This window comes from Aquipluma nitroreducens, assembly GCF_009689585.1.
Lineage (GTDB): Bacteria > Bacteroidota > Bacteroidia > Bacteroidales > Prolixibacteraceae > Aquipluma > Aquipluma nitroreducens.
In genome coordinates, this window is sequence record NZ_AP018694.1 from 4,095,480 (window position 1) to 4,110,361 (window position 14,882).

General features: G+C 42.9%; 10 protein-coding genes. 7 read left to right on the top strand and 3 right to left on the bottom strand.

Translation table 11 applies throughout. The features are described 5' to 3' along the window. Positions 1–69: 69 nt before the first annotated feature. Complete coding sequence (locus AQPE_RS17185) at positions 70–978, bottom strand: DUF72 domain-containing protein (protein ID WP_318347729.1); 909 nt, start codon at positions 976–978, stop codon at positions 70–72. Between the two features lie 158 nt (positions 979–1,136). Here AQPE_RS17185 and AQPE_RS17190 point away from each other — a divergent pair, with 158 nt between their 5' ends. Continuing rightward, positions 1,137–3,497 (top strand): P-loop NTPase fold protein, encoded by a 2,361-nt coding sequence (locus AQPE_RS17190; protein ID WP_318347730.1) that lies wholly within the window; start codon positions 1,137–1,139, stop codon positions 3,495–3,497. A gap of 35 nt (positions 3,498–3,532) precedes the next feature. Here the strand turns inward: AQPE_RS17190 and AQPE_RS17195 are convergent, their stop codons facing one another. Continuing rightward, entirely contained in the window at positions 3,533–3,745 is a 213-nt protein-coding gene (locus AQPE_RS17195) for a helix-turn-helix domain-containing protein (protein ID WP_318347731.1), read from the bottom strand. A 70-nt stretch (positions 3,746–3,815) separates the two neighbouring features. On the opposite strand from AQPE_RS17195, the gene tnpA reads away from it, so the two are divergent. The 3 genes from tnpA to tnpC all read left to right on the top strand — a co-directional run bounded on the left by tnpA (position 3,816) and on the right by tnpC (position 6,296). Then, on the top strand, positions 3,816–4,181 hold the full coding sequence (gene tnpA, locus AQPE_RS17200; RefSeq protein ID WP_318346939.1) for an IS66 family insertion sequence element accessory protein TnpA: 366 nt from the start codon (positions 3,816–3,818) through the stop codon (positions 4,179–4,181). Position 4,182: 1 nt separating this feature from the next. Next, positions 4,183–4,542, top strand: coding sequence for an IS66 family insertion sequence element accessory protein TnpB (gene tnpB / locus AQPE_RS17205; RefSeq protein WP_318346938.1), 360 nt, complete (start codon positions 4,183–4,185; stop codon positions 4,540–4,542). 71 nt (positions 4,543–4,613) lie between these two features. Further along, positions 4,614–6,296: an IS66 family transposase gene (gene tnpC / locus AQPE_RS17210; protein WP_318346937.1), complete on the top strand. Its 1,683-nt coding sequence runs from the start codon at positions 4,614–4,616 to the stop codon at positions 6,294–6,296. Positions 6,297–6,353: 57 nt separating this feature from the next. Here the strand turns inward: tnpC and AQPE_RS17215 are convergent, their stop codons facing one another. Next, positions 6,354–7,067 carry an AraC family ligand binding domain-containing protein gene (locus AQPE_RS17215; RefSeq protein WP_318347732.1) on the bottom strand — a complete coding sequence of 238 codons (714 nt, stop codon included), beginning with the start codon at positions 7,065–7,067 and terminating at the stop codon, positions 6,354–6,356. 193 nt (positions 7,068–7,260) lie between these two features. Here AQPE_RS17215 and AQPE_RS17220 point away from each other — a divergent pair, with 193 nt between their 5' ends. The 3 genes from AQPE_RS17220 (at position 7,261) to AQPE_RS17230 (ending at position 14,861) form a co-directional block, all read left to right on the top strand. Continuing rightward, positions 7,261–8,643, top strand: coding sequence for a sugar porter family MFS transporter (locus AQPE_RS17220; protein WP_318347733.1), 1,383 nt, complete (start codon positions 7,261–7,263; stop codon positions 8,641–8,643). A 74-nt stretch (positions 8,644–8,717) separates the two neighbouring features. After that, positions 8,718–11,549, top strand: coding sequence for a sugar-binding domain-containing protein (locus AQPE_RS17225; protein ID WP_318347734.1), 2,832 nt, complete (start codon positions 8,718–8,720; stop codon positions 11,547–11,549). Positions 11,550–11,597: 48 nt separating this feature from the next. After that, entirely contained in the window at positions 11,598–14,861 is a 3,264-nt protein-coding gene (locus AQPE_RS17230; RefSeq protein ID WP_318347735.1) for a DUF5107 domain-containing protein, read from the top strand. Positions 14,862–14,882: the final 21 nt, after the last annotated feature.

Sequence of the window (14,882 nt, forward strand, 5' to 3'; positions counted from 1 at the left end):
AACTGTTCCTTCTTAAATCGTTAATCGTTGTTCGTTAATCTCCTTGACAACAAAGAACAATCATGAAGTCTAAAATCCGAGAGTTGGCGCAGTGTCTTCCTTTGGACTGATCAGCTTTGGAATTTGAAGATTGGTCCCAAATTGTTTGTTCAGCTTCTCGATGAAATAAGCCGACAGGAAAGGCGATTCCAGTTCGATGTTTTGGTGAACAAAGAAATAAATGTCGCGAATGCCCTGATCGACCCAAATTTTCAGGCGGTTAGCCCAATCGTCCAAACGTTCGCGGTCGCTTTGCGGGTTGTTGGCGCCCACGTAACGCACAAACACTTTGGGCGTGGTAAGGCGCACGTGCAGCAAATCGCGTCGTCCGGCGGTATCAACCACAATATTCGTTACCTGGTGCTTTTCGAACAACGAGTAAACTTCTTCGGAAACGGCCTTATCATTGAACCATTCAGTATTGCGCAGTTCAACGGCCAGCGGAATGGCTCTCGGAAAATTTTCGATAAAACTCACCAGCCGGTCGTAATTTTTGTACTTGAAATTATCGTGCAACTGGAGGAACACCATTCCGAGCTTCTCCTCAAAATTGCTGATGTTGTCACAATATTCAGTCGTTAAAGCCTGCACATCGTTCAATCGCCGCATGTGGCTGATGCTTTGTGTGATCTTCGGGAAGAACCGAAAATTATCCGGAGCCTTATCTTTCCAGGTAATTACCTGATCTCTACCCGGCATACTATAAAAGGTGGCATTCAGCTCAATGGAGTTAAATTGACGGGAATAATAAGTCAACTCATCTTTGGTGCCGCGTGGATAAAAGTTCTTCAGGTCGGTTTTGTTCCATTTGGCACAACCTACATAGATCGAGAGTGGTTTCGTTGTGTCGTTTTGTTTGAGTATCTCTGTAGTTTGCTGATCGTCGGCTGGCAGCCGGAAATCAATAAATTCTGGGTTTTCACTTTGTCCGAATTTCATTGTAGATTGTTTAAAGTTGGAAGAATGAAGGTATAATCTTTTTCGGTTATAGAATATGAAATAGATGTCTAGAATTTATTGAATGATTTGAGTGCTTTTGAGAAGAAGTATTGTTAAATTAGCAAAAATCTCTTTACAAAAACAAACCTTTGGCTTTAATGAATCAAGATCTAAAACCATTTTATGAAACAGCTCACAAAATTTATCAAGAGCTTTTGTCTGGTGATAACATTCAATTTCAGAGTGTATTTAATCCAAGTTTACTTCACGAGAACCAATTTCAATCTTTGATAGATATTTTGGTAAAATTAGGATTTATCATTAATAGATTGGATATTGAGTCAATGACAGTTTCTGGCTTTGACAGAGGAAATGGTTTTACGGAATATCAAAAATGGCTTCCAGAAGACACCTCAACTTTATATCCTAGTAGAAATGAATATTATTTGTTGTATTTAGAGTATTATAAGAGAAGTGTAGGATCACTTACTTTTCCACACAAAACTAAATCTAATTCGGATAAAATTTATTTATTGTCACAAGTGATATCTAATAAAGAGATTTTTAGTATCTCTTTGGGTATTAATAAAGGTGGGAAAGGATTTATTAATATAAGGAATCAAAGTTTTCCCCTCATTGCCCCAAATCAACTATTAATCTATGATCTCACCAAACTTAATGGCTATTCCACAAAATATACCAGAGAAGGTTTTCAGGATTTATTTAATCAAGCAACTGCAAAGTATAGCGAAATTGACGTAAATATTTTAGAGAGAACAGGTGAAAATGTCACATCTAAATTAGGTTATAATCTTGAGGATATAAAACTTCCATATTTTGAAACTTATTTTAGATTAACTCATTTCTTCCCAAAGTTTGAAGAACTGTTATTACATGAACTTTCTTTTCCACAAACGAGAGAAAGTCAGCCGCAGAGTGAGATGTCTATTAATAAAAATTTTAAAAATATAAGAGCGGGCGTAAAGTCTAAAAGTGATGTAAATGGATCATTAGCAGAGAGTGCGTCGGAGGAATTAGGCGAACACAGAACCCTCTTTAAATATGGTTTATATTTCCCTACCATAAAGGACGATCAGATAGAACCATGTTTCAACGTAAAAAATGTTGCTTCAGTGTTTGCCGATCACATATCCAAATTGCAGGAAGAAACGGGACAAATGGTTGGTATATTTGGCAAATGGGGGCGAGGGAAAACTTATTTTAAGAAAGAAGTAGAGGGGATATTTAAAAAAGAAAATTCAAAGTATGATTTTACGATAATAGATTTTCATGCATGGAAATATCAGGATACGCCTGCGATTTGGGCTTATTTGTATGAATGTCTTTCTGATGAATATTTTGGATCACAGTGGTTTATTAAAAATTGGAGAAAGTTTAAGCTTAATTTTCAAAGAGAGAAGTCAAATATTATTAAAGATATTCTGTTTTTAGGTATTGCTTTTTCTTTATTTACAAGTATTCTAAGCCTTTTCAAATCTGGAAATTTAGGTTTATTTGGTAATCTAATTGATACGATCAAGAATAATTGGTGGCAGACAATTTCTGGTGGAACTATTATTTCTTCTTTGTTGAAATTCTGGAAAAGAGAAGGAACAAATGCACATGAGCTTTTGAAAAAATACTCAAAAGGAATTTCATTTAATCAACACTTGGGAGTTCAGGCTGAAATAGAAAAAGAGCTTGTTATTTTATTGAAAACATGGATTGCTGACAAAAGTAAAGAACGACTTATTTTCTTTGTTGATGATATTGACCGATGCTCTGAAAAAAAGATCATTGAGATTGTTGATTCGCTTCGGGTTATGCTTGAACATCCAGCGATTGTAAAGCGAGTAATAGTATTGGTTGCAATAGACGAAGAAAAACTTGCCATGGCAATTCGTTATAAATACCGAGAATTTTATCCTCCAACAAGTGATAATTCAAAAATTCTCGATGATTTGACTAGAGAATATATGGACAAGTTGTTTATTTCAGGAATAAAACTTCAGGCTTTAAATAACGATAACGTCAACGAGTTTATTTCAACACTTGTAGAGCAAGACTGGAAAGATATTACGCAAAATCGTTTATTTCCTGAAGAAGAAACACCAAAGGAACAAGTGCATTTAGGTAGAACCGAATTGACAATAGCTAATGAGAAAAAAGAAGAGGCATTGAGCGAAAGTGAGGAATCATCACTTACCATGAATGAAAATGCAATGAATGAAACTTATTTGGAAGAGCTTGAGGCTAGTGATGTAAAAGATATGTTTAGAGAAGAATTTATGGAATTGAAAGAGGAATTAACTCCTCGGCAGATTCGTATTTTATATTATCGTTTTCAATTAGCAAAAAACCTATACATAAAACTTTTAGATGCAGAGAACGACCAATTAATAACTGATGGATTAAAAGGTTTGTTAAAAGCCATTCATATAAAAACCGTTTCTAAAAAAGATCATTTTGTAGAAGATCCTATCATTGATCAAATTGCAGAAATGGTTGTAGGGTATTAGCTGTAATTAAAGAGTTTTTTATTGTAAAAATCCTTTTAAACTCCTCTCTTCCGATACTCTCCCGGCGACATGCCCATCACTTTTCTGAAAACTCTGGAAAAGTAAAATTGGTCGTCGAAACCCATTTCACGGGAGACATCGGCAATCATCCATCCGGAGTTGTCGAGTAACCGGCAGGCACGTTGAATTTTCAACTGAATGAAATAATCAATGGGCGAGTGGCCGGTGCGGTTGACAAACGTAAGCATTCGCTGAAGTGCGTCAACTAATTTTGCATGTCAGTCTATAAGTTTGCTTTTTACTTCAAAGACAAACGACATGTATAATGAGAAAAAATTCCGGGCCATCTATGACGAGTTTCTGGCATCGGGCCTGACCATTCGGGATTATTGCGCCAATCAACAAATGAATGAGGCTAAGTTCTATTATTGGCAACACAAGCTAAAAGGACTATTGCCACCTAAAAGTGGATTTATCCCGGTGGTTTTTGAGAATGGTGGGCAAGCCCAGTCGTCGCGGGTTCCAGCCCCGGTGCAGGTACAATCGACAACCTTTTCAACATCGGGAGCCAGACCCCAAACCATCTCCTGTGAGATTAGCTATCCGAATGGGGTGTGTTTAAAGCTGAACGGTTTGCCCGACCCACAGATATTACGGTCGCTGTTGGTTTTAACGCGCCGGTAGGATGTTCAGCCTCACTTCGTCAATGCGGTATTACCTGTATTCGTACCCAACGGATATGCGCCGGAGTTTTTACACCCTGAGCGGAATGGTGACCAACCAGATGGGGCGCAACGTGCAGGACGGGGATGTTTATATCTTTATCAACCGCCCGTGTACCAGCATGAAAATCCTGCACTTGGAATGCGGTGGTTTGGTGATCTATCACATGAAACTGGAATCGGGCAGTTTTAAACTACCGGTTTTTGATGAAAGTACCAATACGTTTCAAGCCAGCTGGCAGGAGTTGATGCTGATGGTACAGGGTACCTCACCGGATGGAAAAATGAATAAAAAAAGATGGGAAAAACCTTCGAAACAGTAGATTTTACTTGGTTTTTAACTTGTCTATACGGTTGATATTTAGTATCTTCAAGCCATCAAAAGCAAGTAAAAATGACAGTTGAAGAAGAGGGTTTTTTACAGCAAATTCTGGAAGAACGTGACCGGCTTTTTAGGGAAACTTCCAGGCTTAAAAGTCAACTTTCCAACTTTGAAAACTTCGATTCAGAAAGATCCACTTACCAAAAACAAATTGTCGGAAAAGACCAGCTGATTACCGAAAAAGATCGGGCAATCAGCCAACTGGATGAAACAATTAACAAGCTGAAACAACAGATAGAGATGCTCCAGCGAAGGATCTGGGGCAAATCCAGTGAACGGTATATCAATGAGGATCCCCTGCAACGAAAGCTCGATTTTGAGGGACTTGACCTGCTTCCGGAAGAAAAGGAACTTGCAACCAGTGCCAAAGAGGAGATCGAAAAGTACAAGACCATCCGTGTTATAGAGGTAAAGGAGAAAAACCATCCGGTACGCAAACCGCTGCCCGAAAGTCTACCGAGAGAAGAAACCCACATTTATCCACAGCACATTGAACTCGAGAATTGGATAGAACTGGCTCCGGAAATTACAGAAGTTCTGGAACGCGAATCTGCCAGATGGTATGTGCGCCGGATCATCCGCCACAAATATGCGTTGAAAGATAAAAGCCAGGATGTGGAAAAGCAAATCATTACAGCTCCCATGCCCGTACTTCCCATAGCAAAAAGCTATGCCGGGGCAAGTGTTTTGGCTGATATTATCATCGACAAATATGTGAACCATCTTCCTTTCTATCGTCAGATCCAGATGTTCAAACAACAGGGTATATCCATTGCACCTGCAACCATTAACGGCTGGTTTCAGGATGTAGCCGACCTGATCAGGCCTACTTATTACCGGTTAAAGGAGCTGGTGCTGGCTTCGGATTATATACAGAGCGATGAAACAACGATCCCGATTATAAATAACGAAAAGCACACCACGATAAAAGGATACATCTGGATGATCCGTGCGGTTATGGACAACCTGGTCTTTTTTCATTACGACCACGGTTCCCGGGCACAAAAGGTCGCACTGCAATTGTTTAAGGATTTTCAAGGCGTAATCCAGACCGATGGTTATGCCGTTTACGATATTTACGAAAACAAAAAGGGCGTTCTGCCCATTGGGTGCTGGGCTCATGCCCGGCGTAAATTTGAAGAGGCTTTGGCAGAGGACAAAGTCAGGGCTTCTTATGCGCTGGAGCAAATAGGACTGCTCTATCAGGTGGAGAGGCAAGCCGATCAGCAGCAACTCTCTTATGACGAGCGCGCCGATCTTCGTTCCCGCTTGGCTTATCCTATTATGGTAGCCTTCGAAAAATGGCTGCTAAATGAATACCCCAAAGTTTTGCCCAAAGGGCGTATCGGAAAGGCTATCCGCTACACCTATAACATTTACCACAAGTTGACCCGATACCATTTGGATGGTCGGTTGAAAATTGACAACAATCTCGGAGAAAATGCTATCCGTCCAATTGCCCTAGGCCGGAAGAATTGGTTGTTCTGTGGAAACCACGATGCAGCCGAAAATGCAGCAATCATGTATTCCATGCTGGGCTGTTGCAAGGCAAGCGAAGTAAACTTCCGCGAGTGGCTGGTATACTTTCTGAATAACATCCACAATTACGATAACGATTACAGCAAGGATCTGGCCGAATTACTTCCACACAACTTCAAACTTCAAAACCAGATTTGTAACAGTTCCATCTCCTAAGCCTCTCAAAGTTCTCCGAACATTTTAGAGAACCTCTGAAAGTGGGTTGCTGGTTTTCTAAGAAAATATAACGGAGTTTACCGAATGCTTACTGACAAACAGCCGTGAAAAATGTGAGGCCGAAAGACCGGTTTCTGCAGCGATTTCTTCCAGTTTCAGCTTTTGTGTCAGTTGTTCGAGCATGAAATTGATGCTTTGCGCCACAATATTTTTTTCGCCCGACTCTAAAATTAGCCGAAATTGATTTAAGTGAGTGAACGAAGCCAGCAAATGGGGCAAACATTGGTTCACATATTCGAGTGTTTCAGTGCTGAAACCACGATCGAGGTTGCGAAAAATTTCTGAAAAAAGTTCGATCCGGTCGTTGATGCGCGATGTATTGGTACGTTCAATCGATACAATCTGTCCGCCAAACCGAGCATAAGCTGCAGACTTGCTTCCGGAGAAGTGAATCCAGTAAATCGACCACGGATTTTGCGAGTCCGACCGGTACGAATGTGGCATTCCGGCCGGAATAATAAAAAACTGGTCGGAGCCAATCGCTTGCAACGCCTCTTTTGTGTGGATTTCACCCTGTCCGTCAACGCAGTAAATCAGTATAAACTGGTCGCTCCCATTTGGCCTTTCCCTGAAATGGTGGCGGGCCTGGGGGTAATAGCCAATGTCGGTAATGTGCAAATCAGCAATCAGTGGATTGGTATTGATAAGGGCCAATATGCGTTCGGGTATTACAAAACTGATTTGCCCCGGGAAACCGTCTTTTTTCTTCATGCCTAAAGCTGAATGATTAATGTTCCTAGCTGAAAATTTTTTCCAAAAGTAGTTTCAATTCTTTATATGTAAGGTTTTTAGATGAAAATATTTTGAGCGTATGATGTGATAAGATAATCCATTAATTCGCAAAATATTTCATTCTTTATGACTGAATTTAGCTTTACATTTGGATAAACTAAATTCTAAACTTGTGAGCAAATCAAATTTCAACCGACAGTTTATTTTGGGCATAACGCTGGTTTCGGCCATGGGCGGGCTGCTGTTCGGCTACGATTGGGTGGTAATTGGCGGTGCCAAACCATTTTATGAACGTTTTTTCAATATTACGCAATCGCCTTACCTGCAAGGCTGGGCTATGAGCAGCGCACTGATTGGCTGTTTGGTCGGAGCCTTGGTTTCTGGCTATCTCTCCGATCGTTTTGGGAGGAAAAAACCATTGATTGCAGCCGCAGCTTTGTTTACAGTCGCTGCAATTGGGACAGGGGCTGTCAATAATTTTACTTTGTTTATTGTTTTTCGGTTGATTGGCGGTTTGGGCATTGGCCTGGCATCGGCGATTTCGCCCATGTATATTGCAGAAATATCGCCGGCTTCCATGCGTGGGCGCTTGGTTTCAGTGAATCAGCTGACCATCGTTTTGGGAATTCTGGCCGCACAAATTACCAACTACCTGATTGCAGAAGCTGTTCCGACTGGCGCGACCGATGATTTTATCCTGAATTCATGGAACGGTCAGTCGGGTTGGCGCTGTATGTTCTGGGCAGGAACAGTTCCGGCATTGTTGTTTTTTGTTTTGTCGTTTTTTATTCCTGAAAGTCCCCGTTTTCTGGCTAAAACCGGAAAATCAGAAGATGCTTTTTCTATTCTGAAACGAATCGGAGGGGAAGCCTACGCTCTTCAGGAGCAGAAAGAAATTACGGAAACCTTGCATGGTACCGATTCAAAAATTGACTGGAAAGCTTTAGGCTCCAAAAAAGTTCGCCCGGTGCTAATTTTAGGCATTGTGTTGGCTGTTTTCCAGCAATGGTGCGGCATCAACGTGATATTTAATTATGCGGATGAGATATTTACCTCGGCAGGGTATTCGGTGGGTGATATGCTTTTCAATATTGTAATTACCGGAACCGTGAACCTTATTTTTACCGTTGCCGCAATGCGCGTGGTCGACAGTTGGGGACGTCGTAAACTGATGTTGCTTGGCTCAAGCGGACTGGCTGTCATTTACCTGGCACTTGGAGCAAGCTATTTCTTCGAACTAAAAGGCTTGGCCATTTTGGTTTTGGTAATGGTTGCCATTGCTACCTATGCTATGACTTTAGCACCGATTACCTGGGTGGTTTTATCCGAGATTTTTCCGAACAGCGTGCGCGGTGCCGCTATGGCCATTGCTACAACCGCGCTGTGGATCGCCTGTTTTGTGCTCACTTACACATTCCCGATATTAAATAAATTGCTGAATGCCAGCGGCACATTTTGGCTGTATGCTTTTATCTGCCTGTCGGGCTTTTTATTCATTCTGAAAAAACTTCCGGAGACAAAAGGGAAAAGTCTGGAAGAAATTGAAAAGATGTAAAATTTAAAAATAACCACATAGAACACATTAGAAAAAATAACTATGTGACCTATGTGGTTCAAAAATAATCAGATATGAAACAAATTTTAATCTGTGCCATTTTTTTTGCAACCGTAATTGTTGCTTGTCAAAAGCCCGCCGTTCAACAAAAGATCGATCTTAAAGGAGAGTGGGCATTTGCCATCGATTCGCTCGATAAAGGAATTTCCGAAAAATGGTTCAATCAGGAATTAGCTGATAAAGTTACTTTGCCAGGGTCGATGACAACTAACGGAAAAGGGAATGACATCACGCTGAAAACGCCCTGGACCGGACAAATTGTGGATAGTTCCTATTTTAAAAAGCCCGAATATGCCAAATTCCGCCAGCCCGGAAATATCAAAATCCCATTTTGGCTGCAACCGGTGAAATATTACAAAGGCGCTGCCTGGTACCAAAAGGAAGTGTCCATTCCTGAAGACTGGAACCGACAATCAATCGGCTTGTTTTTGGAGCGCTGCCACTGGGAAAGCCGTTTGTGGGTTGATGACAAAGAAGTGGGGATGCAAAACTCGCTGGGAACTCCACATAAATATGACCTGACGAAATTTTTAACTCCCGGGAAACATCGTCTGAGCCTGTGTGTCGATAACCGGGTGAAAGACATTGATCCGGGAATTAATTCGCACAGCATTTCTGACCATACCCAAAGCAACTGGAACGGGGTAGTGGGGCAATTGTTCCTCGAGGCCCGTCCGCTCATCTACATTCAGAATGTGCAGGTTTATCCTGAAATACAGAATAAAAAGATAGCAGTAAAAGTAAAGGTTGAAAACCCTACCGGAAAAGTAGCTTCAGTAAAACTTAGCCTGAAAATAAAAGAAACAGGAACGAGTATTGACGAAAAATTTGAACTGAAAGAAGGTGAAAATATGTTGGCTATCGACCTCGAAATGGGTTCCGATGTCAAACTTTGGAATGAATTTCATCCCAATTTGTATTCGCTGGAAGTTAGTTTGAATGATAAAACTTCAGGAAAAACGGATGTGACAACAACTACTTTCGGGATGCGCGAATTCAAAACTTCTGGTAAACATATCCTGATTAATGGACAGCCCACTTTCCTGCGTGGAACACTGGAATGCGCCATCTTTCCGAAAACGGGCTACCCGGCAACCGATTTGAACGAATGGCTGCGCATTTTTACTGTTGCCCATGCTCACGGACTGAACCACTTCCGCTTTCACTCGTGGTGTCCGCCGCAAGCGGCTTTCGGTGCTGCCGATCAGCTTGGTTTTTACCTGCATGTGGAATGTTCGTCGTGGGCCAATCAATCGACCACCATTGGCGATGGCAAACCGTTCGACAAATACTTGTATGAAGAAAGCCAACGCATGATCGACGAGTATGGTAACCATCCTTCGTTTTGTATGATGGTTTATGGCAACGAACCTGCCGGCAAAAATCAGGGTACTTTCCTTACTGATTTCGTAAATTTCTGGAAAAGTAAAGACAACCGCCGCATTTATACTTCAGGAGCTGGCTGGCCAAACCTTCCGGCAAACGATTACCTGAGCGACTCAGAACCCCGCATTCAGCACTGGGGACAGGGTTTGGGCAGCATCATCAATGCTCAGGCGCCAAATACCGAATACGATTGGTCGGCGTACAACAATAAGTTTCCGCAGCCAATGGTCAGTCACGAAATTGGTCAATGGTGTGTTTATCCGAACTTTAAGGAAATTGCAAAATACGACGGAGTTTTGAAAGCCAAAAACTTCGAGCTGTTTCAGGAGACATTAAAAGATCACGGCTTGGCGCAGTTGGCCGACAGTTTTTTACTGGCATCAGGCAAATTACAGGCCTTGTGCTACAAAGCTGACATCGAGGCTGCTTTGCGAACCAAGGATTTCGGCGGTTTCCAGTTGCTCGATTTACACGATTTTCCTGGTCAGGGATCGGCTCTGGTTGGCGTACTCGATCCGTTCTGGGGTGAAAAAGGGTACATCAGTCCGGCCGAATACAACCGCTTTTGTAACTCAACAGTGGCGCTGGCCCGCATGAAAAAGCTGGTTTACACCAACGACGAAACCTTTGAAGCTGCTATTGAAGTAGCACATTATGGCGACCACCCAATTTCTGCCTGCGTTCCTGAATGGAAAATAACTGACAAAACAGGAAAACTGATCCAATCGGGGAAACTTCCGCAAACCAACATTCCGGTGGGCAACGGCTTCAAGCTTGGGGATGTTTCTTTTCCGCTTGCGGCTATCTCAAATCCTGAAAAACTGATTCTGGAAGTTTCAGTCAACGGAAAAAGCAATAGCTGGGATTTCTGGGTTTATCCGGCTAAAAAGGAAATCATCTCAGGAGAAGAAAAGATTCGGGTAGTTCAGAAACTGGATGCGGCTACGCAAAAATATCTTCAGGATGGCGGAATCGTGCTGCTTAACCTGAAGAAAGGAGCACTTTCGAAGGAACTGGGCGGCGACATTCCGATCGGGTTCTCGAGTATTTTCTGGAACACCGCCTGGACCAACGGACAAGCACCGCACACCCTGGGCATACTGGTCAATCCAAATCATCCGGCATTGGCTGAGTTCCCCACAGAATATCATAGCAATTACCAGTGGTGGGATGCCATGAGCCATTCTGGAGCCATTAACATGACCTCTTTCCCTACTAATTTAAAACCCATTGTGCGGGTGATTGACGATTGGTTTACCAACCGTCCGCTCGCTTTGATTGTGGAAGGAAAAGTGGGCAAAGGCAAAATCCTGATTTCGGGAATCGACCTTACAACCGATCTGGACAAGCGCCCCGAAGCGCAGCAAATGCTTTTCAGCCTGAAGAAATATATGGCTGGAGAAAAATTTCAACCGAAAATTGAATTGGGAACTGAACTGCTCGGTAGTTTGACAAAATAAATCTGACTAAAAAACAAAATTGAAACCTGGAATTTGAAACCTGGAACTATGAATGTTAAAGCCTGGTACGAAAAAGTTGTGATTCCGACTTATGGAATTGGTAAACCCGAGAAGAACCCGATGTTTCTGGAAAAGAGGGTTTATCAGGGAAGCAGCGGGGTGGTTTATCCACATCCGGTGATTGAGAAAATTCTGGATGAAAAGGTTGATAAAGAATGGAATGCCGTTTTTCTGGAAAACCAATACCTGAAAATTATGATTTTGCCCGAGCTGGGCGGGCGGGTGCAGATGGCCTACGACAAAATCAAGGAGCGCCATTTTATCTATTACAATCAGGTGATTAAACCGGCCTTGGTTGGACTGACCGGCCCCTGGATTTCGGGTGGATTGGAGTTTAACTGGCCGCAGCATCACCGTCCATCGACTTTCGAGCCGGTTGATCACTGTATTGAGGAAAATGCCGATGGCAGCGTAACCGTATGGTGCAGCGAGGTAGAGCGCATGTTTCGTACACGCGGAATGGCTGGTTTTACATTGCATCCTGATAAAGCATACCTCGAAATAAAGGTGAAGCTGCTGAACCGCACTGATTTTCCGCAGACTTTCCTGTGGTGGGCCAATCCGGCCGTAAAAGTGAACGACCATTACCAGTCGGTTTTTCCGCCGGATGTGAACGCGGTTTTTGATCATGGCAAACGTGATGTTTCGGAATTTCCGATTGCAAAAGGAACATACTACAAAGTGGACTATTCGCCCGGAACCGACATCTCCCGTTATAAAAACATTCCGGTTCCCACCTCATACATGGCTGTGAATTCGAAATACAACTTTGTTGGTGGCTACGAAAACGACACGAAAGGCGGATTGCTGCATGTAGCCAATCACCATGTTTCGCCCGGAAAAAAGCAGTGGACCTGGGGTCATAGCGATTTTGGTCGGGCCTGGGACCGAAACCTGACTGATGAGGACGGTCCTTACATCGAACTGATGTGCGGCGTTTATACCGACAATCAACCCGACTTTTCGTGGCTGATGCCCGGTGAGGAGAAAACATTCAGTCAGTATTTTATGCCCTACCGCGATTTGGGTGTGGTAAAAAATGCGACCAAAGAGGCCATGATTAATCTCGAATTTGAAGACGGTAAGGCCACCATAAAAGCATACACCACCGGAGTTTATCCCAATTCAAAAGTCATCCTGAAAAGTGGAAAAGAAATAATTTTGGAGGATTCATTCGATTTTTATCCGGCAACATCCTATGAGAAAGCCATTTTAAATGAGAAATTTTCGGGATACGGAGGCCAAAAGCCCCCTCTTTCGGAGGGGGTTGGGGGAGGCTTTTCTATTGCGATTGTTTCTTCTGAAGGAAAAATTCTGGTTGACTGGACACCCGAATCTAATGAAAAAAAGCCAATTCCGGAGGCAGCGAAAGCCGCAAAACTTCCATCAGAAATTGATAGCAACGAACAGTTGTACCTCACCGGACTGCATTTGGAGCAGTACCGGCATGCCACCTACGATCCGCGCGATTATTACCTCGAAGCACTGCGCCGCGACCCGTGCGACAGTCGTTGCAACAACGCGATGGGCCTGTGGTTGTTGCGCAGGGGCAAATTTGCTGATGCTGAAAACTATTTCCGGAAAGCTGTTGAAACACTCACTCAACGCAATCCAAATCCGCTGGATGGAGAACCCTATTTCAACCTTGGGCTTTCGCTAATCTATCAAAGTCGCGATGATGAGGCTTTCGATGCCTTTTATAAATCGGTTTGGAATGCAGCCTTTATGGATTGCGGCTATTTTCAGTTGGCCCGCCTCGCAGCTAAAAAGCAAAACTGGGACGAAGCGCTTGACTTGATCGACCGCTCGCTGGTGCGAAACTGGAACAATGCAAAAAGTCGCCACCTGAAAGTCTGCGTTCTTCGGAAATTGAACCGTGTTGCAGAAGCCCAAAAGCTAATCGAAGAATCATTTGAACTTGATCGGTTTAATTTTGGCGTTTTGTTCGAAAAATCTTTATTGACTGGCGACTCAAAGTCCCCTTTCGGGGATTTAGGGGTGTCGCAGCCCAACATCCACACTTATATCGAATTTGCCCTTGATTACGCTTTTGCCGGATTGTATCAGGAAGCCATTGAGCTGATTTCGTTAGGGATTGAAGAGCAAATCGCTCAGCCTGTTTACCCCATGGCATGGTATTACAAAGTCTGGTTCGAAATGTTTTCGGGCAATAAATCAGCTTCTGAAAAATCGCTGACAGAAGCATCAGCCGCTTGCCCTGATTTTTGTTTTCCCAACCAAATTGAGGCTGTTATTGTTTTGGAATGGGCCAAACAACAGAATCCGGCTGATTCGAAAGCACCGTATTATCTGGGCAATTTCTGGTACAATGCCCGCCAGTACGACGATGCCGTGACCAACTGGGAATTATCGGCTAAATTAAATGATGGTTTTGCAACCGTTCACCGGAATCTTTCACTGGCCTATTTCAACAAGCAAAACCAGTCGCAAAAAGCGTTGGCCGAGTTGGAAAAAGCATTTGGTTTGGACGAAACCGATTCGCGTATCCTGATGGAGCTCGATCAATTGTACAAACGTCTCGGATATTCACCCGAATTCCGGTTGGAGAAGCTCGAAAAATATCCCGAACAGGTTAACTATCGCGACGATTTATACCTTGAAAGAGCTGCATTATACAACCAGTTGGGCCAGTTTGAAAAAGCTTACGGCTTGATTATGGAGCGCAAATTCCATCCGTGGGAAGGAGGCGAAGGAAAAGTAACCGGTCAATATGTATATAGCTTAACCGAAATGGCAAAAACAGTCCTTCAGGAAAAGGATTTTTCAAAAGCTATCGAATTGCTTGAAAAGGCTCAGATTTATCCTGAAAACCTGGGAGAAGGAAAACTCTACGGCGCTCAGGAAAATGCCATCTTTTATTGGCTGGGCAATGCATATTCAGGAATGAACGACCGCGAAAAAGCCCGCCAGTACTGGGAAAAAGCTTCCTCCGGAATCAGCGAGCCAGTTCCGGCAATCTTTTACAACGACCAGCAGCCCGATACTATTTTTTATCAGGGGCTGGCACTTGTTCAGCTTGAGAAAAACGACGAAGCCAAAACCCGCTTCAATAAACTGATTGATTTCGGGAAAGCGCACTTGAACGATGAATCCAAACTAGACTATTTCGCAGTTTCGTTACCTGATTTGCAGATTTGGGACGATGATTTGACCAAGCGAAATCACCAAAATTGCCAGAATCTGATTGCATTGGGAGAGCTTGGCCTATCACAAATTCAGAATGAAAAATAAAATCGAAAACTTATTTTAAGA

Coding starts and splice junctions, on each gene's coding strand:
- AQPE_RS17215 (WP_318347732.1), bottom strand. CDS start 7,067: ATGAAGAAAAAAGACGGTTTCCCGGGGCAAATCAGTTTTGTAATACCC.
- AQPE_RS17195 (WP_318347731.1), bottom strand. CDS start 3,745: ATGCTTACGTTTGTCAACCGCACCGGCCACTCGCCCATTGATTATTTC.
- AQPE_RS17225 (WP_318347734.1), top strand. CDS start 8,718: ATGAAACAAATTTTAATCTGTGCCATTTTTTTTGCAACCGTAATTGTT.
- AQPE_RS17185 (WP_318347729.1), bottom strand. CDS start 978: ATGAAATTCGGACAAAGTGAAAACCCAGAATTTATTGATTTCCGGCTG.
- AQPE_RS17190 (WP_318347730.1), top strand. CDS start 1,137: ATGAATCAAGATCTAAAACCATTTTATGAAACAGCTCACAAAATTTAT.
- tnpA (WP_318346939.1), top strand. CDS start 3,816: ATGTATAATGAGAAAAAATTCCGGGCCATCTATGACGAGTTTCTGGCA.
- tnpB (WP_318346938.1), top strand. CDS start 4,183: ATGTTCAGCCTCACTTCGTCAATGCGGTATTACCTGTATTCGTACCCA.
- tnpC (WP_318346937.1), top strand. CDS start 4,614: ATGACAGTTGAAGAAGAGGGTTTTTTACAGCAAATTCTGGAAGAACGT.
- AQPE_RS17230 (WP_318347735.1), top strand. CDS start 11,598: ATGAATGTTAAAGCCTGGTACGAAAAAGTTGTGATTCCGACTTATGGA.